The 24613-nt window shown below is 65.5% G+C and carries 19 protein-coding genes and 2 pseudogenes; 7 read left to right on the plus strand and 14 right to left on the minus strand.

Annotated elements, in window-relative coordinates:
• Positions 1-10: 10 nt before the first annotated feature.
• From U0034_RS21600 to U0034_RS21610, 3 genes and pseudogenes are all read right to left on the minus strand, one after another.
• Positions 11-178 (minus strand): annotated as a pseudogene (locus U0034_RS21600) (hypothetical protein); the annotation flags it as partial.
• A 114-nt stretch (positions 179-292) separates the two neighbouring features.
• On the minus strand, positions 293-787 hold the full coding sequence (locus U0034_RS21605) for a BCAM0308 family protein (RefSeq protein WP_085224924.1): 495 nt from the start codon (positions 785-787) through the stop codon (positions 293-295).
• 288 nt (positions 788-1075) lie between these two features.
• The gene (locus U0034_RS21610) at positions 1076-1612 is read right to left on the minus strand and encodes a peroxiredoxin-like family protein (protein ID WP_085224921.1); all 537 of its coding nucleotides are present in this window, start codon (positions 1610-1612) and stop codon (positions 1076-1078) included.
• A 91-nt stretch (positions 1613-1703) separates the two neighbouring features.
• On the opposite strand from U0034_RS21610, the gene U0034_RS21615 reads away from it, so the two are divergent.
• From U0034_RS21615 to U0034_RS21625, 3 genes are all read left to right on the plus strand, one after another.
• The gene (locus U0034_RS21615; protein WP_085225463.1) at positions 1704-2516 is read left to right on the plus strand and encodes a helix-turn-helix transcriptional regulator; all 813 of its coding nucleotides are present in this window, start codon (positions 1704-1706) and stop codon (positions 2514-2516) included.
• A 64-nt stretch (positions 2517-2580) separates the two neighbouring features.
• A complete protein-coding gene (locus tag U0034_RS21620) occupies positions 2581-3738 on the plus strand; it encodes a DUF4382 domain-containing protein (RefSeq protein WP_085224919.1) in 1158 nt (385 codons plus the stop codon).
• Between the two features lie 56 nt (positions 3739-3794).
• Positions 3795-3950, plus strand: coding sequence for a hypothetical protein (locus U0034_RS21625; protein WP_102622889.1), 156 nt, complete (start codon positions 3795-3797; stop codon positions 3948-3950).
• Positions 3951-4105: 155 nt separating this feature from the next.
• Here U0034_RS21625 and U0034_RS21630 read toward each other — a convergent pair whose 3' ends face one another.
• Entirely contained in the window at positions 4106-5041 is a 936-nt protein-coding gene (locus U0034_RS21630; protein ID WP_085224916.1) for a 1-phosphofructokinase family hexose kinase, read from the minus strand.
• A 119-nt stretch (positions 5042-5160) separates the two neighbouring features.
• A complete protein-coding gene (locus U0034_RS21635) occupies positions 5161-5823 on the minus strand; it encodes a hypothetical protein (protein ID WP_085224914.1) in 663 nt (220 codons plus the stop codon).
• 1045 nt (positions 5824-6868) lie between these two features.
• Between U0034_RS21635 and U0034_RS21640 the strand changes: the two genes are divergently transcribed.
• From U0034_RS21640 to U0034_RS21655, 4 genes are all read left to right on the plus strand, one after another.
• Positions 6869-7669 (plus strand): polysaccharide deacetylase family protein, encoded by an 801-nt coding sequence (locus tag U0034_RS21640; RefSeq protein ID WP_085224911.1) that lies wholly within the window; start codon positions 6869-6871, stop codon positions 7667-7669.
• Complete coding sequence (locus U0034_RS21645) at positions 7666-8940, plus strand: putative glycoside hydrolase (protein ID WP_085224909.1); 1275 nt, start codon at positions 7666-7668, stop codon at positions 8938-8940. Before U0034_RS21640 ends, U0034_RS21645 begins: the two co-directional genes overlap by 4 nt.
• Positions 8895-11309: an exo-beta-N-acetylmuramidase NamZ domain-containing protein gene (locus U0034_RS21650; RefSeq protein WP_085225460.1), complete on the plus strand. Its 2415-nt coding sequence runs from the start codon at positions 8895-8897 to the stop codon at positions 11307-11309. The genes U0034_RS21645 and U0034_RS21650 overlap by 46 nt, the downstream gene beginning before the upstream one ends.
• 103 nt (positions 11310-11412) lie before the next feature.
• Positions 11413-11949: a cytochrome b gene (locus tag U0034_RS21655; protein WP_085224907.1), complete on the plus strand. Its 537-nt coding sequence runs from the start codon at positions 11413-11415 to the stop codon at positions 11947-11949.
• Between the two features lie 14 nt (positions 11950-11963).
• Here the strand turns inward: U0034_RS21655 and U0034_RS21660 are convergent, their stop codons facing one another.
• From U0034_RS21660 to U0034_RS21700, 9 genes and pseudogenes are all read right to left on the minus strand, one after another.
• Positions 11964-13505: an amidase gene (locus U0034_RS21660; RefSeq protein ID WP_085224905.1), complete on the minus strand. Its 1542-nt coding sequence runs from the start codon at positions 13503-13505 to the stop codon at positions 11964-11966.
• Positions 13506-13596: 91 nt separating this feature from the next.
• Complete coding sequence (locus U0034_RS21665) at positions 13597-14523, minus strand: LysR family transcriptional regulator (protein WP_085224903.1); 927 nt, start codon at positions 14521-14523, stop codon at positions 13597-13599.
• A gap of 60 nt (positions 14524-14583) precedes the next feature.
• Positions 14584-15837, minus strand: a complete 1254-nt coding sequence (locus U0034_RS21670; protein ID WP_085224901.1) for an MFS transporter — start codon at positions 15835-15837, stop codon at positions 14584-14586.
• A 223-nt stretch (positions 15838-16060) separates the two neighbouring features.
• Positions 16061-17284, minus strand: coding sequence for an MFS transporter (locus U0034_RS21675; protein ID WP_085225458.1), 1224 nt, complete (start codon positions 17282-17284; stop codon positions 16061-16063).
• Positions 17285-17562: 278 nt separating this feature from the next.
• The gene (locus U0034_RS21680) at positions 17563-17721 is read right to left on the minus strand and encodes a hypothetical protein (protein ID WP_170151690.1); all 159 of its coding nucleotides are present in this window, start codon (positions 17719-17721) and stop codon (positions 17563-17565) included.
• Between the two features lie 180 nt (positions 17722-17901).
• Positions 17902-18449: pseudogene (locus tag U0034_RS29260) on the minus strand (hypothetical protein).
• 9 nt (positions 18450-18458) lie between these two features.
• Positions 18459-20291, minus strand: a complete 1833-nt coding sequence (locus tag U0034_RS21690) for a sensor histidine kinase (RefSeq protein ID WP_085224899.1) — start codon at positions 20289-20291, stop codon at positions 18459-18461.
• On the minus strand, positions 20288-21403 hold the full coding sequence (locus tag U0034_RS21695) for an ABC transporter substrate-binding protein (RefSeq protein WP_085224897.1): 1116 nt from the start codon (positions 21401-21403) through the stop codon (positions 20288-20290). The genes U0034_RS21690 and U0034_RS21695 overlap by 4 nt, the downstream gene beginning before the upstream one ends.
• A gap of 123 nt (positions 21404-21526) precedes the next feature.
• Entirely contained in the window at positions 21527-24610 is a 3084-nt protein-coding gene (locus tag U0034_RS21700) for an EAL domain-containing protein (RefSeq protein ID WP_085224895.1), read from the minus strand.
• Between the last annotated feature and the right edge of the window lie 3 nt (positions 24611-24613).

A 24613-nucleotide genomic window follows, 5' to 3' on the forward strand; every position in this document is an offset into this window, starting at 1 on the left:
GCAGCAGCGGCAACCGCTCGCCGCGTTCGACGATCCCGGCGATGCTCATGCCGAAATCGCCCACCGAGCGGGCCGCGTTGCGATAGGCACGCACACGGAAAGGATTGGCCCCTTGTATCTCGAGCAGATCGGCGATCTGCTCGAAAATGCGCGCCATATCGGCGTTATGAAGCGGCATCCCTCGCCTCCTCCGCGAAAGCGGTCCGTCTCACCGGCCCCGCGCCGCGATGCCCCGCCATGCATCGCGGCCGGCACTGCGAGCGCAGCGATCGCGTTTCGTCATAAAACGCCGTCACCGCCGCCAATAAATGCGGACCAGATATTCGTCGGGGCTGTACTTCATAACGAGCGAACCCTGGAACGCCGATTCGAGTGCCGCGCCGATACCGCGTGCGAGGTGCACATCGGTGGTCGAGACGATCGTCGTGCCGCCGTTCTCGTCGACCGACATGATGCGCTGCATGGGATGCTCGCGCTTCGCATGGGCTTCGTGGTGACGGATCCGCTCGAGAATTTCCACGAGATGCGCCGCGGCGAACGGCCCGTCGATGTAGACGTAGCCTGCAGGCAGCGCATCGGCAATGCGCCGACACGCCATGCAAAGCGTCTCCTTCGCCTGTGCGGGACGCGCCAGCCATTGCCAACGGCCCTCGTGGTACACCGCGCCGCAATCACGGCATATGGTTGGCTCGCTCAGCTTTTCGCGCAGCGCGTAAGGATCGTGTCCTAGCCCGGGAAACACTTCCTCGTGTGCCCCCGGATGATGGGGCGTGACGTGATCTGCCATAACGACCTCCTCAGCATGTGCGGCTGTTTCAACGTGCAAGCCGGCATCGCGATCGCGAGTCGCGCGCGTTCGTCACGGCAATGCGGGTTTCCTGCTCCAGACTGCCCTCACGTCAGCGTAAGACGCTTACGCACACCCTCGTTGATCTGGGTCAAGCGGGGTTGCGCTGCAAACCGCCGCGTGCATCCGCCTGCCCCGGCATTGTCGCCGGAGCGCGCCCGGCCGAATGTGGGCGTTGCCGCAAAACGCCAGACCGCAGCCGGCGGCACACGCGGCTTGCCTCGTATCTCAGGCGGCACCCACATATTCGCCACGGGCCGGATACGCATGTTCGATCGTGAAGTCGAGCGCCTTCAGGAGGTCCGGGAAGGCGGGCCGTGCGAACGGCATCGATTGCACCGACGCATAGTAGACACTCGTGTCTGGCCGGATCAGAAACAGCCCCGGCTCGGAAAAAATCGCCGGCTCCTCGATGCCGATCGACGTCTCGCCTTTCGATGCGGATAGATAAAGGCCCCAGGCTCGCGCAGTCGCGAGCGGCAACCCATATCCGATACGCAGTGCGCCGGCACCGACTTTATCGGCCATCTGCCTCGCTCTCGTTTCGGAGTCCGAACTGACCGCGATGGTTTTCACGCCGCGCTCGGCGAACGCGGGGGTGAGCCGCTCGAGTTCTTTCAGATGCACCGCGCAGATCGGGCAGTGCAAGCCGCGATAAAAGCTGACCAATGTCAGATAGCCCGGCGCTTCCCGTGCCAGTTCGAATGGCCCGTGCGCGACGGTGAGAATGTTCAGTGCGGGTGCTTGGGTACGCGGGATCAACATGGACAACCTCCTTTGGATGGCGAACGAAACGGCGCCCTTGACGACGTGCCCGCACTTTCCCATACTCCAAGAAACGATATGTCTCAATATCATGATCGAAAGTCCTGAATCGACCTCGGAGTCGCCCAAGCAAGATCGCCTTTCGGCGTTTTTCCGCGCTTTCTCGTTTTCGGTCACGCCTGCCTCGTCGTTCGACGCCGTGAACGAGCACGCCGATGTGACGCTCGGCGTGCTGGCCTCTCGCGATCGTGCAGACCGGCTCGTGCTCGAGGCCGGCCCGTCGCCCGGCCCGCTACCTCCCGGCAGGGTCGTTGCGGCTGTCCACGTTTCGTTTGGCGGCGCGCTCAATCCGCTGCTCGGTGCGCTGCCGCGCCGGCTCTCGGTGCCGCTCGACGAGGACGACGCCCTTCGCGCACTCGCGGACGTCCTCGTCGCAGAAGCACGCGAGAGCCGCTGCGGCCGTCAGACGGCGCTCGCGCGACTGTCCGAGGTAATCGTCCTGATGATCTTGCGTCGCGCGATCGACGCGGGCGCCACAGGGCCAGGCCTGCTCGCCGGCCTCTCGCATCCGGCGCTGCACCGCGCGCTCGCGGCCATGCACGACGCGCCGGGACGCGCTTGGCGCATGGAAGATCTGGCCGCCCTCGCGGGCTTGTCGCGAAGCCGCTTCATGGCACTCTTTCGCGAGACGGTGGGCACGACACCGAGTGCCTATTTGACGGCATGGCGGCTCGTGCTCGCCCACCGTGCATTGACCGACGGCGAGCGCGTCAAGGCGGTAGCCAAACGCGTCGGATTCGGTAGCGCATCCGCGTTCTCCCGCGCTTACTCCCGCCGATTCGGACACGCGCCTGCCCTCGCCCGCCCGCAGGCCGCGCAAAACTTACCATTTGTTGCAAACTGAGAAAAAGCCTGCGCCGATGCAAACGTATCCTTCGCGCACCATTGACAAAACAACAGGTGTTGCGATGAACGGCTTGCGGAAAACCCTGATATGCGGACTCTTCGCCTCGATGGCGCTCGCCGCCTGTGGCGGTGGGGGCGACGGCGGCACGCCGACCGGCACGCTCAGCGTTCACATGACCGACGCACCCGCGTGCGGTTTCGATCACGTCTACGTGACCGTCAGCAAAGTGCGCGTGAACACGAGTTCGGCGGCGGGCGACGGCGACGGCGGATGGAGCGACATCACGCTTGCCACGCCGCAGAAGATCGACTTGCTCACGCTGACCAACGGCGTACTGACCACGCTCGGGCAAACCACGCTTCCCGCAGGCCAGTATCAGCAAGTGCGACTCGTGCTCGCCTCGAACCAGGGCAATACGCTGGCCAATTCCGTCGTGGTATCGGGAACGACCACCGAGCAGGCACTGGCCACGCCGAGCGCGGTGCAAAGCGGTCTGAAGATCATTCGTCCGTTCACGGTGCCGGCCAACCAGACCGTAGACCTCGTACTCGACTTCAACGCATGCAAGTCGGTCGTGCTGCAAGGCAACGGCTCGTACGCGCTCAAGCCGGTCGTGACCGCCACGCCTACCGCGGTCAGCGGATCGATCGACGGCTACGTCGCGACCGGCCAGGCAGGCGCAACCGTTTATGCGGAGCAAAACGGCCAGGTCATACGTGGCACGGTGGCCGACAGCACAGGACACTTCATGCTGTCGCCGCTCGTGCAGAGCACGACGAACGGCAATTACGACATCGTCATTGCTCAGACGAATGAGACCACGGGCGTCGTGACTTCGGTACCCGTCCTCGTGGGCGCCACGACGCACGTCTCGACCTCCTCCACGCCGATCACACTGGCGGCCTCGACAATGAATACCGTCAGCGGCACGGCAACCGCCTCTGCATACGCGAGCCTGCGCGCGCTGCAGACGACCACGTCAGGCACTTACGAAATCGCTTCGACGAACGCGAACCTGACAACGGGCGCTTATTCGATGAGCCTGCCGGTCGCCGCCCCGATGGTAGGCGCCTACACGGGAACCCTGCCGGTCTCGCTCACCGCGGCGACGGCATCGGCGGGCCTCTACACGATCGAGGCAGACGCCGCTTCGGGCGCAACCCAATCGACCGGCGTCAATATCACGAGCGGCGCCCAAACCGCCAACTTCAGCTTCTGAGCACAGCTCGTCACACGGGAGGGGCTAACGCCCCTCCACAACCGGGGAAAACCTCAATGAAAAAAATGATCGTAGTCCTGACTATCGCGGGCGGCATCCTGAGCGGCTGCGCCGTATACGTGCCCGACCAGCCGGGTGTGGTCGTGCGCCCGCAGGGCGGTCCCGGCAACGGCTTTTGCCCGCCCGGCCAGGCGAAGAAGGGCAACTGCTGACGCCGCGCCGGCCAAGCTATGAAACGAGCATCGGCGCCCCTGCGGGGGCGCCTTTTTTTTGTTTGAAACACGCGACGCATGGCACGTGCCGCTTTGTAATCAACTGTAACTCCCGTTTCATCGGAAGGAACTTCAGCGGCCCCGCGCGCCCACGCTCACGTGGGTTTTGGCGCGTTGCAATAAAAGCGCATGATGTCCTCGGCTCGGGCGAGGACGGTACCTGCGTTGAGCACGGCGGCCGCGCCCGCTGCCAATCCATATGCCAGCGCATCCTGAGCGCTCGAACCGCGCGCGAGGGCCCAGATCAGTGCAGCGAGAAAGCTGTCTCCGGCCCCGACGGCACTCACGACGCGAACGGGCAGTGCCGGCATGACGACGACTTCGTCGAGCGTGGCGATCAGCGCGCCGCGTTCGCCGAGCGTCAGCGCCACGACGCGGGCCTGCCCGCTGCGCACGATCCCGCACGCCGCGTCGCGCCAATCCGTCTGCGAAATCAACGGCTTTCCGGTCAGCTCGCGCAACTCATCGAGACTTGGCTTGACGAGATAAACGCCTTCAGCGAGCGCGGCCGCGAGCGCCTCGCCTGACGCATCGACGGCCAAGCGGTAGCCCTTCGCGCGCGCTGATCTGGCGAGCCTGGCATAAAAATCCGGCGGCACACCCGGCGGCAGGCTGCCGCTCGCCACCAGATAATGCGGCGCGGGTGCGAGTGCATCGATATGCTCGAGCACGCCCAGCCATTCTGGCTGCGAAACGCGCGGTCCCGGCAATACGAAGCGAAATTCCCGTCCCGTCGATCGTTCGAGTACGGCAATGTTCTCGCGTGTGTCGCCCGCGATCGCGAGCTCGCATGCCGGCACCTCCTCGGCCTCGAGCAGTGCGCGCAGCAACCGCCCCGTCTCCCCGCCCGCCGCATAAAGTGCCAGGCAGTCTGCGCCAAGCCGATGGGCGACACGTGCCACATTGATTCCCCCGCCCCCCGCGTCCTTGCGCGGATCGCTGCGGCGAAGCTTGCGCGTGTCGACCATGCGCTCGACGCTGAACGAGAGATCTACTGCCGGATTGAGCGTGAGCGTCACAATTTCGGTCATGGCGGGCCCTCGATGCACTGCGTTGCCGGGAGTACATCATCGAGCCGCGGCGCGATCCTTGACGCACGTCAAGCTGCGCCGCGTGGTGCGCCCCGTGCCGAATGCAGCGGCACGCGCGCCTAGCGCGCATCGTCGGTACACCGGTCGGCATGCCAGAAGATGGCGAGCCCCGTGCGCGGCCAATCGGAGAGCGTGCCGATGCCATGAGAATTCGTGCCCTGCGCTGCCGGTGTGAGGCAAAGATAGCGGCCGGCCTGGGTCAGCGTGATGTAACAGTCCTTGCCATATCGAAGATACCGGTTGACGGGGCCGGAGGGCAGCATCTGCCCCTGGTCATCGGCGCGAAGGGCGCCGGTGCACGCCACGAACCAGGTGGAAAGATCGCGTGCGCATGGTGCTCTCAGCGCCGTCACACTGCCCGAATCGGCTTCGCCCATCGCCAGCAACCGGTAATTGCCGCAATAGTCGAAAAGCTGCAGACGAACCGCATCGCCGAACGAAACCGGCTCGCCAACGCGATTCTTGGCGCGCGTGGCCGGCACGAAGGTCCAGACCGCATCCGCCTGTGCACCGGCGCCCGACAAGCCGGCATTCACACTCAGCGCGGACGGCACGCGCTTGCCGGCCTTGCGCCGAACGATCGATACGAACCGCGGCTCGACGCTCGCGCAGCTTCGCAGCACGAATCGATCGCCGTAGCGAATCGTGCCGCCAGGCTGCGGTTCGCGCGTCAGCGGCTGACGAACGCTCTCATCCGTCACATACATCACGTCGGTATCCATGGCTTTCCCCGTACCCGCCGCGCAGCAGCAGGCGCAAATGGCTCAATGGCGATCCAATGCTGATGACTTCCCGATGCGGCCGACCGAGACGGCGCAGGTGCCCCGGCCATTGGACGAGCGCAACCCTACCGGCTCGCCTTACTCGCAAAGATGGGGGACGTCCGCTCAGCCCGACAACCAAAGACAGCGACACCTCGCCGGCCAGCGGGCGTGCCGACCTTTCAAGGGTCGCGATGACTTGAATCGCGCCGCCCAGCCAGCATGAGATCTCTCCTCGCGAAATCGACGGTGGCCGACGCACTCTGTATGAAACGGACTCGCCGTGTCTGCAGCGAAATAGCATGCCCGTTAGATATGCAAGCGATTACCGCCGCGGCAACAAAGCGCAAGAAAAGCCCAACAAAAGCGCAACAATGCGGCGCAACAAAGCGGCAACCCTCTGCAAAGGCCCCAATTCAGTCTTATAAAAGATGCCCGTCAATAGAGACAAACGAACCGGCCCCTCGCACGTGCGTTATTAAATACTCCGCCAGCCGGATCGCCCCACTAATCTAGTAAAGACCCTATTCGCTGTCAAGCGGCACGAAGATCTCTCCGAATTTTCGAAAAGCAATACGTTTTCGGCGAAGCAAAATTTGCCGTCAATTATGCCTCGACAAACGGTGCAACGGCACACGGAAAGAGGAACGTAACGATTTTTAACAATGACGCGGCGGCGATTCCGTTATTCCCCGAATTTTCCATCTATTCGGGGCCACAGAGAAACAAGTCGATTCCAATGCTGTTTTAGCCCGGGCCCATTTAACAAAATTTAAGAATTGACGCCGAGCCGGTCGACTTCGAATTGGCGGGCAACGGCAACATGCCGCCCGCCACCCGCCTTGCTCGTTGCATTGCGCTTGATCCAAATCACGCCCGGCTGCGTTTGCCGACGCGATGATGAAAGCTGGACATATGCTCGACGGAGTGAAGGTTGCTCGCAAGAATCTCGTCGAATCGAGGCCGCGCCGGGTCGGATGGCTCGTATCGCCCGTTCGCAAAGGCAATGCTCGCCGTCGTGGCCGCCGGCCTGCTGCTCGGACTCGGAGTCGGTCCGGCAGCGCACGCGGCGCGGAGCGAACAGCGCGTCGCGGTACTCGCCTATCATCGCTTCGCCGATACGCCGAACGACTCGATGACCGTGCGCGTCACCACGTTCGAGGCGCAACTCGCCTTCCTGCGCGCGCATGGGTACCATTTTGTCGCGTTGCGGGACGTCGTGGACTGGCTGGAGAATCGCCGCGCAACGTTGCCCGACAAACCCGTTGCATTGACCGTGGACGACGGCCACCGCAGTGTGCAGGACGTGCTGCGGCCGATCGCGTTGCGCGAGCACCTGCCCGTTACGCTCTTCATCTACCCGTCGGCGATCTCGAACGCCTCATATGCGCTCACCTGGGAGGAGCTCGCTCGCCTGCGCGACACGGGCATGTTCGACGTGCAGTCGCACACGTACTGGCATCCGAACTTCAACGTCGAGCGCAGGCAGAGGACGCCCGACGATTTCAGGCGTTTCGCCGAAAAACAACTGCAAGGCTCGCGCGCGAGCATCGAGCAAAAGCTCGGCGGAAGCGTGGATCTGCTCGCCTGGCCATTCGGCATCGTCGACGAAGAGCTGGAGGGTCTTGCGGCGCAAGCCGGTTATCGCGCCGCATTCGCACTCGGCGCACGGTTAGCAGACAAGCAGTCGCACCGCTACGCGGTGACGCGCTTTCTCATCACGGATGGCGTCACGCCTGCCGTCCTCGGCCGCCTGCTCGGCGAACCCGCCGCCGAACGGCGGCCCGAACCGGAGAAGCAGCCATGAACGCGCGCCGATGGACCCGACTCGCCGCGTTCGCCGCGCCGTTCGCCGCCCTGTTCGCCCTCTCGGTCGGCTGCGCGCCGGCAAACGCCTTCACCGGCACGGTCGTCGACGCCGGAACCGGTCAGCCGATCGCGGGCGCCGTCGTGACGGCAGCCAGCGGCATCTGGCGCAGCGATGCCGCCGGACGCTTCACGAGCGAGCACACCGCCGCGACGATATCGGCACGCGCGCCCGGCTACTTGCGGCAGACGGTTACCGTATCGGGCGATGGGCCGCTGACGATCGCACTCGCGCCTTTCAAGCCGCGAGCCGTCTACCTGTCCGCGTTCGGCGCAACGAGCACGACGCTGCGCGATGCGGCGGTCGCCCTCACCGAAACAACGGCCGTCAACGCGCTCGTGATCGACATGAAGGGCGATCGAGGCATCACCCCCTATCACAGCGCCGCACGCGAAGCCGTTGGCGCGAACGCGCATGTCTCGGCCCCGTCGCCCGAAACCGATCGCTTCGGGGCCATCGTGGCATCGCTGCATCGCCGGAATCTGTACCTGATCGCCCGCATCGTCGTCTTCAAGGACGACCCGCTCGCCGCCGCGCATCCCGAGTGGACCGTGCGCGACGCCGCGGGCGAGCCATGGCACGACCGCGAGGGTCTGCGCTGGGTCGATCCTTTTATCAACGCGGTATGGCGCCATAACATCGATCTCGCCGAAGAGGCGGCCCGCGCCGGTTTCGACGAAATACAGTTCGACTATGTCCGCTTTCCCGACTCGGCGGGCGTGCACTTCTCGATGCCCAACACGCGCGCCAACCGCGTGGCCGCGATCGTCGGCTTTCTCGATGCGGCACGCGAGCGGCTCCAGCCGTACAACGTTTTCCTTGCCGCCGACATTTTCGGCTACGTATGCTGGAATCGTGACGATACGGCTATCGGGCAACAGCTCGAGACGCTCGCGGCGCCGCTCGACTATATATCGCCGATGCTCTACCCATCCGGCTTCACCTGGGGCTTGCCGGGGCTGCACGACCCTGTGAGCGCCCCGGGGCAGATCGTTCGGCGCTCGCTGGCCGAAGCCAAACGCCGAACTGGTCTGCCCGGGGTACGCTTTCGGCCGTGGCTGCAAGCGTTTCGCGACTATGCATTCGATCGGCGCGCATTCGGCGCCGACGAAATCCGTGCGCAAATCGACGCGGCACAAGCCGAAGGCTCGGACGGATGGATGCTATGGAATCCTCGAAATCACTACGAGAGCGAGCAGCTTCCGCGCTGAGCGAAGCCGTCGGGCGCTCTTTCGTTCATCTGAGGGCCCGCCTGCTCGCCCTGCCCGTCGCCCTCACGGTCGCGCTCGTTCCGCTGAGCGCTGTCGCCGCCGATATTCCCGATGCTGCACGCGAGGAGTTGAACACCATCGTCGAGCACGAGATCGCCGCGCAGCGGATACCTGGCGCGGTCGTTGCGATCGGCGATGCAAGCGGTGTGTTCTATCGTGCGGCATTCGGCGAGCGGGCCACGACGCCCCGCCACGAGCCGATGACGATCGACACCGTGTTCGATCTCGCCTCGCTGACGAAAGCGATCTGCACGACCACGGCGGTCATGCAGCTCGTCGAAACGCACCGGCTTCGGCTCGATGACCCCGTGGCAAGATACTGGCCCGCATTCGCGGCAAACGGCAAGGGCACGGTCACGGTCGGCCAGTTGCTCGCGCACACCTCGGGGCTCGCCCCCGACGTTCCCCTCGCCGCACGCAACCGCTCGCGTCCCGGCGTGCTGCGCGAAGTCCTGGCCGAGCGGCTGCACGCCGCGCCTGGCGCGCGCGTGATCTACAGCGACATCAATTTCGTCGTCCTCGGCGAACTCGTGCAACGCATCACGCACCGGACACTCGACGATTACGCTCGCGCACACATCTTTGCCCCGCTCGCGATGCGCGATACGCAGTTCGTGCCCGACCTCGGGCACATGGCGCGCAGCGCGCCGACCACGCCCGATGGCGCCGGCATGCGCGAGGGCCGTGTGCACGACCCGACCGCGGCCGCGATGGGCGGCGTAGCCGGCAACGCCGGCCTCTTTTCGACGGCAGACGATCTCGCGCGCTATGCGCGCATGCTGCTCGGCGGCGGCCGGCTCGAGGGCGCGCGGGTGCTGCGGTCTTCCACCGTCGCTTCGCTGACGGTACCGCGCTCGCCGCCCGGCGAGTTGCCTTGGCGCGGCTTCGGATGGGCGCTCGACGCTCCGCTCGTACCGAATCGCGACCGGCTTGCGCCGCTCGGCGCGTTGACGCATACCGGCTACACCGGCACCGCGCTGTGGATCGACTTCGTCACGCAGCGCTTCGTCATCATCCTCAGCAACCGCGTGCATCCGTACGAAAGCGGCGATGCACGTCCCTTGCGGGCGCAGATCGTCGGCTGGCTCGCCAGCAGGGGCAAGGAAACCGGCTCGGACGACATCGCCCGGGCATTGCCGCTCGCCGCACCGGCCATCGACGCGTTTCGGCGGCCGCCTTCCTCGCATGGCCCGGTTCTGAGCGGCATCGACGTGCTGCAGGCGCAGGCCTTTGCGCCGCTCGCCGGAATGCGAGTCGGGCTGCTGACCAACCGCAGCGGATTCGACCACGCCGGCAGGCGGACCATCGACCTCCTGGCTCAAGCGCCGGGGCTGACGCTCGTCACTCTGTTCTCGCCTGAGCACGGCCTCGCCACCGACCGCGACGCACGCGTGCCCGACGCGCGCGATGCCGCGACCGGCTTGCCCGTACGCAGCCTGTATGGCGGCACGCGGCGTTTCGCGCCTGCCTCGCTCGATGGTCTCGATGCACTCGTCGTCGATCTTCAGGATGCGGGCGTGCGCCTCTTCACCTACGAGACGACGCTCGGCTATGCGCTCGAAGCGGCGGCGGCGCGTGGGATCCCGCTCTTCGTGCTCGATCGTCCGAACCCGCTCGGTGCTGACACCTTCGGCGGCCCCGTGCTCGACGCGGACCGCGAATCGTTCACCGGCTACCACCCGTTGCCGCTCGTGCATGGCATGACGATGGGCGAGCTCGCCACGCTTCTGAACGATGAGCGCGGCATCGGCGCGCAGTTGCACGTGATCCCGATGCAAGGCTACCGGCGCGCGATGCGCTTCGCCGACACCGGTCTCGGATGGGTCCCGCCCTCGCCGAACCTGCGCACGCTGGCCGCACTGGATCTCTATCCCGACCTCGCGCTGCTGGAGGGCGCCAACCTCAGCGTCGGCCGCGGCACCGCCCGCCCGTTCGAGCAGATCGGCGCACCGTGGATGGACGGCGAGGCGCTGGCGCAAGCGCTGAACGCACGGGCGCTCGGCGCGCGCTTTCGCCCGGTGGATTTCGTGCCTTTGGAATCGACCTACCGCGGCAAGCTCTGCCATGGCGTCGCGATCGCCCGCGACATGGCGTCCGCCCCCTCAGGGATGCTCGGCCTCGGCATAGCCATCGCGCTTCGCCAGCTTTATCCGGATCGGTTCGATCTCGACGCAACACGCGATGCGATCGGTTCGACAACGGTATGGGAAGCGCTCAGGAACGGCGCGAGCCTCGAGACGCTGCAGCCGGTGCTCGACGCTCAGCGGGCATCCTTTGCGGCCCGGCGCTCGCGCTTCCTGCTGTACTGATGCGAACGCTGCCCGGAATGGTTTGGGCTGCTTAAGGTTGCGATAAGCTTGGTTTGGCAAGATCGCCGCAACCGCCGATTTTACTTTTCTTCCAGGGAGCATTATGAGCGTTTATCGCCCAACCACCGTCAACAGCTACGGCAGTGTCGCGCGAGCCTTGCATTGGCTCGTCGCGCTGCTCGTTGCCGCACAGTTCGTCATCGGCTGGACCATGCCCGAGGTCCATCGCGACACGCTGCCCGTAGGCCTCATCGCGTGGCATCTCGGCGTCGGTGCCACCCTCGTGGCCGCCGTCGTCTTGCGCATCGTCTGGCGCGCCACGCATCGTCCGCCCCCGGACACGCTCGCTCCCGTGCACCGCATTGCGTCGAAACTCACGCATACGCTGCTGTACGCCGCGCTCGCCGCCGTGCCGCTGCTGGGTTGGGCCAATGCCTCGTCGCGCGGCTGGGACGTGAAGGTGCTGGGGCTCGTGGGCCTGCCGGCGTTGAGCGCGAAAGGCTCGGCGCTCGGGCACGAGATGGGCGACGTTCATAGCGCGCTCGCCTGGGTGCTGCTCGTGCTGATCGCGGCGCACGTCGCAGCGGCGCTCTATCATCGCTTCGTGCTGAAAGACGACGTATTGCAGCGCATGCTGTAAGCGCCGCGCATAACTCACACGCCGGGCCGGGCCTTGCGTGGTTCGTCCACCGTCTGCCCGCTCGCGGCCACGAGCGGCGGATGCGTGACGATCGCACGCAGGTCGACTTGCGACTCGGCGAGCCGGGCGGCATCGGGCACCGGCCGGCGCAACTCCGCGGAGGCATTGCAGACGGATTCGATAGAGCGTGCCGCCGCCAGCAGTTCGAAGTCGCCGCGAAAGCGCCCGACCAACTGCAGGCCGAACGGCATGCCCTTGTGGTCCACGCCGCAAGGCAGCGACAAGGCGGGATTCGTTGCCAGCGTCACGACGTAGGTCAGCGAAAGCCACCGGTAGTAGTTCTCGAGCGCGACCCCATTGACCGACTTCAGGTAAGGCTCCCGCCAAGGGAACGGCGAGACCGGCGTCGTCGGTGCGACGATGAGATCGTAACGATCGAAAAGCTGCTGGAAACGCCGGAAAATGCGCGTCTGCTCGGCATGGGCCCAAACGCAGTCGGCGAGCGTCATGCTGGCGCCCATCTCGTAGTTCGCGCGCGGATTCGGGCCCAGCGAGGAAGGATCCTGCTCATAGGCCTCGCGCAGCCCTGCCACGAAGGCCTCGGCCCGCAGCACGTCGAAGCAGCGATGCGCATGGGCGAGATCGAACTCGAGCGGCTCGCAGCAGGCGAAATTCGACGCCAGCGCGCTCACGCGCGCGCGAAACACGCGGCGAATCGCATCGTCCACTTCGCAAACGCCGAAATCCTCCGTATAACCCACGCGCAAACGCGACAGATCTGTCTGCGGCGTATCGTCGATCCCCGCGGGCACGGGGGCGGAATAGCTGAGCGGATCGCCGCCCGACACGCCCAAAGTCGGCAGCAACTGCAGCCATGTATCCTCGACGTTGCGCCCCATCGGCCCGACGACGGACAGCGGCGTCCAGCCGAGCGGCTTGCGCGTGCTGGGTACGAGCCCGGGTGACGTGCGCAGTCCGACCACGCCGCACTTTGCTGCAGGAATACGCAGCGAGCCGCCGGTATCCGAGCCGCACGCCACGGGCACCATATCGAGCGCGAGTGCCGCGGCCGATCCTCCCGACGATCCACCGGCGTTCAAGCGCGGATCGAATGGATTGCCTGTGGCGCCCCAGACCGGATTGAACGTATTGGCTCCGGCACCAAGCTCCGGCACGTTGGTCTTGCCGACGACAATCGCCCCCGCCGCACGCAGGCGAGCGACGAGCGCATTGTCCGCATCGGGAACATATCCCCGAAAGCGCGGCGAGCCGTAAGTCGTCAAAACACCCTCGGTTTCCTCGAGATCCTTGATGCCGATCGGCAGGCCCTGCAGCGGGCCGCGGCGCTCGCCGCGCGCAAGCGCCTCATCGGCGGAGGCCGCTTCGCGCCGCGCGCGCTCGAAGCACGTTGCCGTGAATGCGTTGACCGCGGGGTTGAGCGTCTCGATCCGTTGGATGCAGGCCTCGAGCAGTTCGCTCGCCGAGATTTCGCGCGCATCGAGCAGACGGCGAAGCTTCGTTGCGCTGAGGGCGATCAGTTCGTTTCGGGTCGACATGTAGGGGCATCCTCGTTCCGGTATCGGCGGTTCGCTGAGAATGTAGCGAAAGCGGCCACCCCGAACCAGTGACAAATACCGAACGCTGCCGTTACTTTTCGACAACGCGGGCAGGAGCCGGCAGCGCCTTGCCGACCAGATCGATAAAGCGCCGCATGAGTGGAGCGATCTGCCGCCGCGCGAGTGTCTGTACCTCGATCGAGCGATCGCTGACGTTGAGCTCCGGCACCGGCAATGCGATCAACTCCGCGCACGCAAGCCGGTGCCGAATGGCGAGCTCTCCGCAAAACGCGATCGCATCGCTGGCCATGGCGAAGCGCAACAGCGCCTCGAGCGTTTCACTGCTCAGCACGCTCTTGCAGGCCACGCCCTCACGGCTGCAGTACACATCGAACAACTTGCGCAAGGTCGAGTTCGGGCCAGGCAGCGCGAGCGGATAATCGAGCAACTCGCGAAACGAGACGCGCGGCGCCGATGCGAGCGGATGCCCCGCGGCAACCACGGCCAGTACCGGAGAGGGCATCGCATACGCTACTTCGATGTCGGCGGCGGGCCCGAAGCTGAATGTAAGCCCGACGTCGGCATCGGCCTGCCTCACGCGCTGCGTGACGCCCCCGGCCGAATCGACGGCGAGCTCGAACTGCACGGCTGGAACTTCGCGCCTGAAGCTCGCCATCAGAGGCGGCAGGAAATCTCCCACGAACCCCTCGGTGCAGGCGAGCCGGATCATATGCTGCGCGTCGCTGCGCAGCGCCTCGATTTCGGCGCTGACCTGCTCCGCGTCGAGCATCGAGCGTCGCGCATAGGCGGCGAGAAGTTCGCCCGCCTTGCTGGCCACCATGCCGCGCGATTGCCGCTCGAAAAGCGCGGTGCCGAGTTCGCTTTCGAGCCGCGCAATCTGCCGGCTCACCGCCGATGGCACGACATGAAGGCGGACCGCCGCATCGCTGATCGAGCCCGTATCGACGACCTCGAGAAAATAACGGACCGCCGCCTCCTGCAGGATTCGCGCACTCATGACGACGTTCTTGGGAGGGGTGAAGGTCGCCACATCATAGCGCCAACGGCGCGCCTGCCGTCACGCCTCCTGCGCGCTCGCCGTGTGCACGTCGCGTATGCGGGCAGCGCTGATCGTCATGCTGACGAGGGCCGCCACCGCCGCGGAGACGACGAGAAAGCCGAACGCCGCGTCGTAGGTGCCCGAATACGCGACGAGAAAGCCGATGACGGCCGGCGCGACGAAACCCGACAGTTGCCCGCCGAAATTGACCATGCCGATCCCGGTGCCGACGAGCCGCTGCGGCAGGATCTTCGTCGGCAAGGCGATGACGACGGCGAGCACGAACGACTTGAAGAAATAGGCGATGGATTGATAAGCGATGACGCCGGCCACGGTCTCGGCCGTGTACATCTTGAAGACAAACCACGCCGTGACGACGCAGCAGCCGGTCAACAGCAGCTTTTCCCTGCCGTCGAAGAACCGCGTCATGACCCACCCGCCGATGGCCGTGGAAATACTGGCCGCGACGAACGGCAACGGCGCGAGCATGCCGACCGCCTTGAGGTCGAGATGACGCACCGTGAGCAGATACGCCGGCATCCAGGCGTCGAGCCCTTTATTGACGATGCCCATGCCGAACCAGACGATCAACACCTTCCACATCAGCGGCATTTTGAGCAGCGTGCGCGCCGTCGCTCGCCCGGCGGCGGCGCTTGCCGGCTGTGCAGGGCCGGCGGCGCGGCTGCGGCGCTCGGGCGTCACGCCCTTGACCACGAACAGATAGAGGAACGCGAAGACGATGCCCGCCACGCCGATCGCCGCGAACGCATGCCGCCAGCCCAGCGCGAGAATCAGCGGCGCCATGACGAGCGGCGCAATGAAGCTGCCGACGTAGTTGGACGAAACGAGCAATGCCGACATCTTTGGGCGGTCGGCGCGCGAATACGCCTCGGCGATCCCCTTGACCGAGGCGGACGGATACCCGCCCTCCCCGAGCCCGAAGATGAAACGGATCGCGATCAGCGATGCGAGCGACCACGCGAAGCCCGTGAGCAGCGTGAAGAGCGACCAGAACGCGATCGAGATCACGACGACGACCTTGCTGCCCCATCGATCGGCAATCCATCCGCCGGGGATCTGCATCGCGGCATAGCTGAGATAGAACGTGCTGACGATGACGCCGAGCGCGGCTGGGCTCAAATGGAAATCCTTGCCGATATGGACGAGCGAAAGCGATATCGCAGCGCGATCGATGTAGGAAATGCAAAAGCCGATGTAGAGCAGCACGAAAACCACGAGAGGTGCGCTGCGTTGCCGGTCAACGTCGATCATGGTCTGGCCCCGGTCGAAAGAGGGAGACCGACGCGAGCCCGATGTTTTCCCTTGCGGCATCGGCATCACGAAGGTGAAGCCGATCCTAAGAAGCCATAAACGGCTGAACAAGTGACAAATTCCGAACGCTTCGTTCGAGAAAAATCACCGCACGCGCCGTCGCATACTCAGCGGATGCGGCAAGACGAGGGAGGAGAAGAAAACCGCCGAGACGGCGATGTGCTCAGGCGTCCGCCTTGGGGCAAATACCGCACGTGACCGCAGGCGCAAGGCTGCTCGCGGTCCTGCGCTCGAGGAGCCCCGACCAGGCCCAAACCGCAAGCCCGCCGAGCGCCAGCAGCGCGCCGACCCAGCCCGGCGAAGTCCAGCCGTAGCCGCTCGCGATCGCCATCCCGCCGAGGAACGGCCCCAGCGCATTGGCCGTGTTGAACGCCGAATGATTGAGCGCCGCCGCCAGGCCTTGCGCGTGTTCGGCAACGTCCATCAACCGGGTCTGCAACACGGTGCCCAGCGCGCCGCCGATTCCCACGAGGAACACGTCGAGCGTAATCGTCCAGACGTTCGTTGCAGCGAGAGGAAAAAGCAGCAGCGTCACGGCACTCCACACGAGGAGCAGCCCGGCCGTGCGCATCAGCGCGCGGTCGGCGAAGAGCGGGACGACGAGGTTGCCGATGGTCAGCCCGACACCGAATATGCTCAATACGAGCGGTGCGGTCGTGACCGAGACGTGCGTCACTTCGGCGAGGATGTCGGCCAGGTAAGTGTAGACGGCGAAAAGGCCGCCGAAACCGATGGCGCCGATGCCTAGCGTGAGCCACACCTGCGGGCGTGCAAGCGCACTCAACTCGCGCAGCGGGCTCGCGCCTTGCGCGGCCGGCGTGGCAGGCGCGCAAAACCGGACACAGGTCATCGTCAGCACGCCGAGCGCGCCCGCGAACGCGAAACTCCAGCGCCAGCCGACCGCATGTCCAAGCCAGTTCGAAAGCGGCACGCCGATGATCGTCGCGCAGGTGAGCCCAAGGAACATACGCCCGACCGCGACGGTGCGGCGGTCTTCGGGCACGAGCGACGACGCGACGAGCGCCGCTACGCCGAAATAGGCCCCATGCGGCAGTCCGCTCAGAAAGCGAAACACGAGCAGCCACGCGTAGCTGGGCGCGATCGCACTCAAGCCGTTGCCGATTGCGAACATCGCCATGAGCGCGATCAGCAGCGTACGGCGGTCCTGCCGGGCCCCAAGCACCGCCAGGGCCGGCGCGCCCACCACTACGCCGAGTGCGTAGGCGCTGATGGCGTGGCCGGCCGTGGGCGCATCGATCCGGAGGCCCTGGGCAAAAAGCGGCAGCAGGCTCATCGTCGCGAATTCGGTTGTTCCGATCGCGAAACCACCCACGGCAAGCGCCAGGATAACGAGGCCTGTTCTTTGTGCGGGGGCGGTGTGCGGCATGGGATCGCTCGGGTGATAAGCCGATTGCAAAACCGCGATTGTACGGGTAGTGCGCAAAATGCGCCGGGTATTGCGCGCGCCCGTCGAACGGAAGGGCGACCGCGCAGCGCGGATGCCGATCGGTGCGAGGCAGCAGCCCCGAGACAAAACGAACTTCAGCGGATAAAGACGGCCGGCGGCGCGTGCGCCGGTCAACCTGCGGCGCGATCGCTACGAAAGCACGGCCCAGACGCCGCGCGGGCGCACGCCCCAGGGGGCGCCGCCTCGCCGGCGTGGAATCAGTCGATCAGATTGACACCGAACAACGTCGCATGCATGCGACGGATCCGCTCGGCTTCCTGATGGCGAGCCTGATACGAGTAGTCCGAATCCAGCGGGAGATGCGGGGAGGCGAAGAAATCGCTGATCTTTTGAAACAAAGCGAAGATGAGGTTCATGACGGCTCCCGGTCGATTAAGGGTTTTCCCTAGTCACCATTCTAGGTACTTTCCCTAGGTTCGTCTAGTGCACCGCATCATTTTTTTAACGAATCGGGGAATACTTGTCTTTTTCGTCATGCCGCGTTGCAGCATGACAACACGCGCGCGGTTTTATCGGCACGGCGCGGCCCTCGCCGCTCACGGCTTTTCGTGCCCCGGCACCTCCGAGCGCGACGTGGTCACGAGCACGCCGTCGGCCGAGAAATGCGCGTTGAACATGGCATCGCCCGGATAACCGCCGTCAGCCCAATGCCAGCTCCATACCTCCTCGGGCTTGAGCGCGTACACGGCGATCGACGTAGGCTTGCCCAGCAGCCTGCGCGTCTCGTCCTTCGTCATGCCGGGCCGCAACCGGGCGAAGTTCTCGGCCGTCAGCACCTGCGTGACCGCCCGCAGCCGGCCGTCGGGGCCGAAGTCGAACATGTAGGTCGTGGTCCCGTTCGGTCCGCGCGGGTACTCGTAGCGCAACGAGCCGTCTTCGCCGCGCCGCGCCGCGCCGTTTCCGGCTTGCCGACCTGGCGCCGGACGTCGTCGACCGTCGTCATGCCTGGCTGCAGGTTGCGCAGCAAGAGGGAATCGGGCTTGATCGAGTCGATCACGTCGGCGATTTTCTGTTTGTCGCAGCCCGCGAGCAGCAAGGCAATCGCACAGGCCGCCAGCGCGCCCGCCAGATAGAACTTGTTCATTCTCCGCCCTCAAGTAGCCGATGAAACCGTGTCGCCGCGAAATCGCACGCGGATTACGGAACCCGCACCCGCCGCGCTGTCCACTTCGAGCCGCGCATCGGCCAGTCGCGCGCGCTCGGCCATCCCGAGCAGTCCGTAGGAATGCCCCGTGCGCGCGGCCTCGACGTCGAAGCCCCGGCCATTGTCGGCCACCGTAAGCGCGATTTCGGGCATGCGGCTGTCGAGCGTCATCTCGACACGCGTGGCGCCCGCGTGCCGCGCGACATTCGTCAGTGCCTCCTGCGCGATGCGAAACACGGCTGTCGCGCGCGTATCTTCGAGCAGCGGCTCACCGCCGGCCGAGCGGAAGACGCAGGGCACCGGGCTGTGGCGCGTAAAATCGGCCGCCAGCCACTCGAGTGCGGAAACGAGGCCGAAGTTCAGGGCCGACGGCCGCAAATGGCTGGCCACATCGCGCACGATGCGCATCGTGCGCTCGATGAGGTCGCTCATGGCCTCGGCTTTGTCGCGTTCGGGCGATTCGGGCACGAGCCTGCGCTTGAGCAGCGACACATCCATCTTCAACGCGGTCAAGAGCTGCCCCAGCTCGTCGTGGATCGCAAGCGCTATATGCTTGCGTTCCTCTTCGCGAATCACCTCCATGTGCGCGGACAACTGGCGCAGTTGTTCACGCGAGGCGAGCAGTTCGGCCTCGGTGCGTTTGCGCTCGTTCACCTCCGCCTCCAGGCGGTCGCGGTGCTCTCGCAGCGCCTCCAGCGCCTGCTTGCGCGCACTGATGTCGGTCAGCAGGCCTTCGATGTAGCGCGGCTCCCCCCGCTCGCGATCGAAGGCGAGCCCACGGGCGTTGAGCTGCACCCATATCGAGGTACCGTCGCAACGCGTCAACTCCAATTCGAGCCCCGCGATCTCGCCGCGGGTGCTCGACATCTCGAACATGGCAGCCCGTTCGCCCGACGTGAACGGCACAGCATCGGGACATTGCTCGTTTTGCCGCAGCAGTTCGCTCACCGATTCGTAACCGAGCAGACTCGCCATTGCCGGATTGGCCTCGTCGAGCCTGCCGCTCCAGTGCAGGAGAAAAATGCCCTCGAGCGAATTTTCGACGATGCCGCGGTACTTGCGCTCGCTCTCGGAAAGGCGCACGGTCGATTGCCGCAGCCGCTCCGCCATTGCATTGACGCGCATCGCGAGACGGCCGATCTCGTCGCCCGAATCGATCGGGCAGCGCACGTCCAGATCGCCGCCCGCGATGCGGTCGACGGTTTCCTCGAGCCGGTGGATCGGATCGTGAACCGCCCGCCGCAACACCCAGAAGATCACGCCATAGAGCACGGCGAGCATGAGCGCCATCGATCCGAGCACGGCCCGCCTGGCACTGCGCACGGCCCGCTCCGCACCCGACTTCGTCAACACCACCCGGACCTCGCCGAGTTTTTCATTCGGCGCGCCGGCGCTCGCCCGGTGTTCGATCGGCATCACGCGAACGATACGGTTGGCCGGATCCTCGATGCCGCCGGGGCGCCGATAGGACGACACCACGCCATAGCGCGTGGCGGTTACCGTGAATTCGAGCACGTCGGGGTTCGGCGAAAGTGCCTTCAACTGCCGGTCTATCGCGTCACGATCCACGTTCCAGAGCGGTTGCGCAAGCGAGCTGCTGAACAGATCGGCGATGCGCGTGGCGCGATCTTCCACGTCCGTGAGGCGCCGCGCGCGCTCGTGCTCGATCAGCAGGAACGCCGATGTTCCGAAGATGACGCCGATCAGCAGTACCAGCAGCAGCATCAGCTTGCTGTGAAGTTTCAGCGAGCGCAGCGCGAGGCGCACCGATGGTTGAATCATGTCAGTCCGGATGCAATCCTGAGTTGCCGCAGGCAGTCGAATTCGTAGCCCTGCGTATCCCGGTGGCGAAAACGCGAGTACTCGCCGAAATCGGGGGTGGCGCCCGCGCCGAATACGGCATGGCCATACTGCGCCGCGTTATCTCGATGAAGCACACGCAGGAAGTCGAGCTTTTGCCGCGCACCGCCATGCTCGCGGAAATCCACGCCATGGTGGTAATCGTAGAGCAGGACCATTGCGTACGCGCCGATGAACTGATCGCCCGCCACGATCGCGGCCACGCTGCCGTCCGCCACGCTCTGCACGGCATGCTCGAGCGCGCCCATTCCGCCGACGAGCACGCGCGCGCCGGCATCCTTCACGGCCTGCGCCGCGCCGAGCGTCATCGTGTCGTTCGCGGCCCAGATGATGTTCGCCTCCGGGTAGCGCGCAAGCAGGACCCGCGCTTTGTCGCGCCCGTCGCCGAACGACCAGTCGCCGAACACGAGCTGACGCGTCGCACCGCATCCGCTTTGAGCGAGGTAGGTTTCCACGCCCGCCGCGCGCTCGATCGAAACGGGCGTGTGCGGATCGCCGGTAATACCGATGACGTGCGCTTGCTCGCGTCCGTGCAAGCGGCAAAGATAGCGCATCAGCCGAAAGCCGCCGCGCTCCGCGTCGGCGGTCAGCGTACCGATCCAGTTACCGATCCGCTCGCGCTCGTTGCCGACCTCGCGACGCTGCTCGAAGGTCAGATCGTTGTGTATCACCAGCACCTTGGCCGGCGAGTGCGCGAGTATCGGCAGCATCTGCGCCGCCGCCATTTTCTCGTTGACGATAACGATATAGTCCGGTGCCTCGGCCCCGCGCACCACGTCCTCCGCCTGACGCAGCATCAGCAAGTGGTCCCGCTCGGCGTAGCGCACCTCGAGGTCCATGCCGAACTGAGCCGCAGCGGCAGCCATCATGTGCGACACCAGTTGCCAATGCGTGCCGGTTTCGTGCTCGGCCGCCTCGCCGGGATTCAAAAACACGATGCGGGGGCGGGAAGCCGCCGCCAAAGCCGAGCCCGATCGCAAGAGCGACCATAGCCCCGCCATGGCACCGTACCGCAGCACATCCCTTCGCTTCATCGTGCCCCTGCCCTCTCCCCTTCGAGCGACACATGATATACGACTGCGCCGGTACGACCGGGACCTTCGCAGCGGCAATGGCGCCGCACGCACACGCGAGAGTTTCGCTTCACGCGGCCAACTTCATTCGAACGCGCGCTTATTGGACACGGTACCGGGCAGCTGGCCAGGCGCCGCGCATCCGGCGGCCGGGAGTCGGGCAGGATGAGCGAGTTGGATGAGTGGAGAATCGTGCCGGGCCGCAGCAGGCTCGAACCAGTTCGTTGCCGCCACCCACGCATGCAGCTGCACGAGCGACATCGGGCGCGCGACGAAGTACCCCTGCGCATAATCGCAGCCGATGCTGCGCAGTTCGTCGAGCACGGCGCCCGTCTCCATACCCTCGGCCGTTACCTCGATGCGCAGACTGTGCGCGAGCCCGATGATCGAGCACACGATCGTTCTCGCCGCTTCGTTCTCGAGCATGCCCGTGACGAACGAGCGATCGATCTTCAGTTCGTCGACTGGCAGGCGCTGCAGGTACGACAGCGATGAATAACCGGTACCGAAATCGTCGATCGCTATCTTCACGCCGAGCCGGTGCAGGTCGGTCAGGGCCTTCAGCGACCGGCTCGGGTCGGCCATCACCGCGCTTTCCGTGATCTCGAGTTTGAGCCGATGCGGCGCAAAGCGGTGCCGCGTCAGGATGTCGCTCACTTTCTGGGGAAAGCTCACGTCGAGCAGATTACGCGTGGAGATATTCACTGCCACGACTGCATCGCCCGACTCGCCGCCGAACGCGAGGCATCGCTCGACCGCGGATTCGACGACCCATTGCGTGAGCGGGTGAATCAGGTCGCTGAGCTCGAGAATCGGCATGAATTCCGTCGGCCCCACCAGGCCGCGCTCGGGGTCCTGCCAGCGAATGAGCGCCTCGAACTCCATTCTGCCCGCGCCGCGCAGCGATACCTTGGGTTGAAAATAAAGGACGAACTCGCGCTTGGCCAACGCGTGCCGCAACCGGCTCAGGACAAGCCGCCGCGCGTTGCCCGATGCGAGTTCGCTGCAGATGACGTAGCCGATGCTCTCGCGCTTGGCGCGGTACATGGCGGTGTCCGCATGGCGCAGCAACGAGCGTACATCGGTACCGGCCTCGGGGCATCGCGCCACGCCGATGCTGCCGCTGATCTGCAAATCCATGCCGGAGATCGCGAACGGCTCGCGCAGCGCTTCGACCAGGCGCTCGAGTATCAGCTCGATCCGTTGCGCGTATTCGGCGCCGATCAAGAAGGCAAACTCGTCGCCGCCAAGCCGGCCCACGGCCGCATATTCAGGCAGCTCCGCCATCAGGCGCCGGCCGACTTCCCGCAGCAATTGGTCGCCGGCCTCGTGACCGAGCGAATCGTTGATCTCCTTGAAGCCGTCGAGATCGACGATACCGACGAAAAGCGGCTCGCCAGCGGCGAGCGCGTCGTGCACGCGCTGGTCGAGCACGTGCACGAAGCTCGTGCGATTGAGCAGCCCCGTCAACATGTCGAGTGACGCCTGGCAGCGCAGCGCGTCTTCCTGCCGCCTTCGCTCCGTGGTGTCGAGAAACGTGACGATCGTGCCGCAGACGGCACCGCCCTTCATCATCGGATAAGCCCAGCATTCGACGGGCAAGGCCGTGCCGTTCTTCCGCCAGAAGACCTGATCGTCGGCATGCGTATGAGCGCCGGGACACTGCAGCGCATGAATGCGGCATTCCGCTGCATGATGGACGCGCCCGTCGTAGCGGGAATGATGAACGAGATCGTGCATGCGCTTGCCGACGAGTTCGTCGGAAGAGTAACCGAGCAGCCGCTCGCACGCGCCGTTGACGAACGTGCAGCGCCCTTCGCTGTCGAGCCCGTAGATCGCCTCGACTGTCGATTCCATCAATGACGAAAAGAGCTCGTTTTGCTCGCGGATCGTCCGCGCGAGCGTGCGCCGATAGGTCAAGTCGGTAATGAGCGCCAACGAAGCATCGTTGCCGGAGAAGCGAAGCGGAAAATAGACGATCTCGACGACGAGTTCCTTGCCGGCCGCGCTCGTGTGGCGCCGCGTCTTGCCGTCGAGCGCTTCGGCCACGGCCTCGCCGCGATCGCGCCACTCGAGATCCGCCTCGCTCATGCTCAGGAACTGCTCGCGAGTGAAGCCGTAACGTGCGATGGCGGGATCGTTGACGGCGAGAAAGCGGCGCGTTCGCGCATCGCAGACCCACATCGGATTGGGATTGCGCTCGAAGAGCGACCGGTATTCGGCTTCCGACTGCACGAGCGCTTGCGCCGTGCGCGTACGCTCGATGCTGAGCGCGGCGATTTCGGCGCCGAGCTGCCCTATCTGCAGATCGTCCTCGCGCGGCGCACGTGCCTCGCGGTAGTAGAGCGCGAAGGAGCCCAGTACGCGGTTGCCGGCCGAGATGATGGGATGAGACCAGCACGCGCGCAGCCCATACGCCTTCGCGAGTTCGCGATAGTCCTGCCAGAGGGGATCCTCGAAGATGTCCTCCGTCACGACCACGCGCCGCTCGGCCACCGACGTACCGCACGAGCCTACGCCCGACCCGGCCCGGATGCCCACGAGCGCGTTGCGGTAGCTTGCGGGCAGGCTCGGCGCGATGCACGCGTCGAATGTGTATGTGTTCGGATCCAGCATCATCACGGATGCGATGGATCCGCTGACCTGCTGCTCCGCGAAGCGGGTGAGCAGCACGAGCGCATCGTCGAGCGGATCGTTCTGCGCAATGCGCCTCAAGACCTCGATATGGCCGGCCTCGCGGTGCAGCGACGAGCGCCATCGATGCTCGCGCTGCGCGAGCTCGCATGCCGAAGCGTCCAGCTGACGTTCGATGTCGGCGAACCGTGGCTGGGGCGCATCGTCCGGTACCGCATGAGCAATCGTACCCGGCGCCTGCAGCCGTGCCGCCGCGGCCGCGAGCCGCTTCAGGCCCCGGCGTGCCATCGTACGCGCCGCGAACCATCCGGCCAGTGCCGCGAACAGGAGCCAGGTTGCCACTGCCGCGATCCCGAGCCAAAGCGCAAGGGGTACGCCCGCTATCGACGTCTCGCGCAGGGTAATGGGCGCCGGCGAGGCAGCCGCCGCTCCGCACGCAAGCGCCATGCCGCCGAGCATCGCGAGCAGCGCGGCCATGCGCGAAACCAGGGGCAGCCTGGCATCAGTCGTCTTGATTACCCCGTTGCTCATCATCGC

It is taken from the genome of Trinickia caryophylli, from assembly GCF_034424545.1.
GTDB classification, from domain to species: domain Bacteria; phylum Pseudomonadota; class Gammaproteobacteria; order Burkholderiales; family Burkholderiaceae; genus Trinickia; species Trinickia caryophylli.

Bases quoted from the DNA above. Each gene is read 5' to 3' on its own strand.
- U0034_RS21690 (WP_085224899.1), bottom strand. From the start codon at position 20,291: ATGATTCAACCATCGGTGCGCCTCGCGCTGCGCTCGCTGAAACTTCAC.
- U0034_RS21650 (WP_085225460.1), top strand. From the start codon at position 8,895: ATGGAATCCTCGAAATCACTACGAGAGCGAGCAGCTTCCGCGCTGAGC.
- U0034_RS21700 (WP_085224895.1), bottom strand. From the start codon at position 24,610: ATGATGAGCAACGGGGTAATCAAGACGACTGATGCCAGGCTGCCCCTG.
- U0034_RS21660 (WP_085224905.1), bottom strand. From the start codon at position 13,505: ATGTCGACCCGAAACGAACTGATCGCCCTCAGCGCAACGAAGCTTCGC.
- U0034_RS21615 (WP_085225463.1), top strand. From the start codon at position 1,704: ATGATCGAAAGTCCTGAATCGACCTCGGAGTCGCCCAAGCAAGATCGC.
- U0034_RS21640 (WP_085224911.1), top strand. From the start codon at position 6,869: ATGCTCGCCGTCGTGGCCGCCGGCCTGCTGCTCGGACTCGGAGTCGGT.
- U0034_RS21680 (WP_170151690.1), bottom strand. From the start codon at position 17,721: ATGAACCTCATCTTCGCTTTGTTTCAAAAGATCAGCGATTTCTTCGCC.
- U0034_RS21625 (WP_102622889.1), top strand. From the start codon at position 3,795: ATGAAAAAAATGATCGTAGTCCTGACTATCGCGGGCGGCATCCTGAGC.
- U0034_RS21665 (WP_085224903.1), bottom strand. From the start codon at position 14,523: ATGAGTGCGCGAATCCTGCAGGAGGCGGCGGTCCGTTATTTTCTCGAG.
- U0034_RS21635 (WP_085224914.1), bottom strand. From the start codon at position 5,823: ATGGATACCGACGTGATGTATGTGACGGATGAGAGCGTTCGTCAGCCG.
- U0034_RS21695 (WP_085224897.1), bottom strand. From the start codon at position 21,403: ATGAAGCGAAGGGATGTGCTGCGGTACGGTGCCATGGCGGGGCTATGG.
- U0034_RS21610 (WP_085224921.1), bottom strand. From the start codon at position 1,612: ATGTTGATCCCGCGTACCCAAGCACCCGCACTGAACATTCTCACCGTC.
- U0034_RS21620 (WP_085224919.1), top strand. From the start codon at position 2,581: ATGAACGGCTTGCGGAAAACCCTGATATGCGGACTCTTCGCCTCGATG.
- U0034_RS21655 (WP_085224907.1), top strand. From the start codon at position 11,413: ATGAGCGTTTATCGCCCAACCACCGTCAACAGCTACGGCAGTGTCGCG.
- U0034_RS21645 (WP_085224909.1), top strand. From the start codon at position 7,666: ATGAACGCGCGCCGATGGACCCGACTCGCCGCGTTCGCCGCGCCGTTC.
- U0034_RS21605 (WP_085224924.1), bottom strand. From the start codon at position 787: ATGGCAGATCACGTCACGCCCCATCATCCGGGGGCACACGAGGAAGTG.
- U0034_RS21670 (WP_085224901.1), bottom strand. From the start codon at position 15,837: ATGATCGACGTTGACCGGCAACGCAGCGCACCTCTCGTGGTTTTCGTG.
- U0034_RS21675 (WP_085225458.1), bottom strand. From the start codon at position 17,284: ATGCCGCACACCGCCCCCGCACAAAGAACAGGCCTCGTTATCCTGGCG.
- U0034_RS21630 (WP_085224916.1), bottom strand. From the start codon at position 5,041: ATGACCGAAATTGTGACGCTCACGCTCAATCCGGCAGTAGATCTCTCG.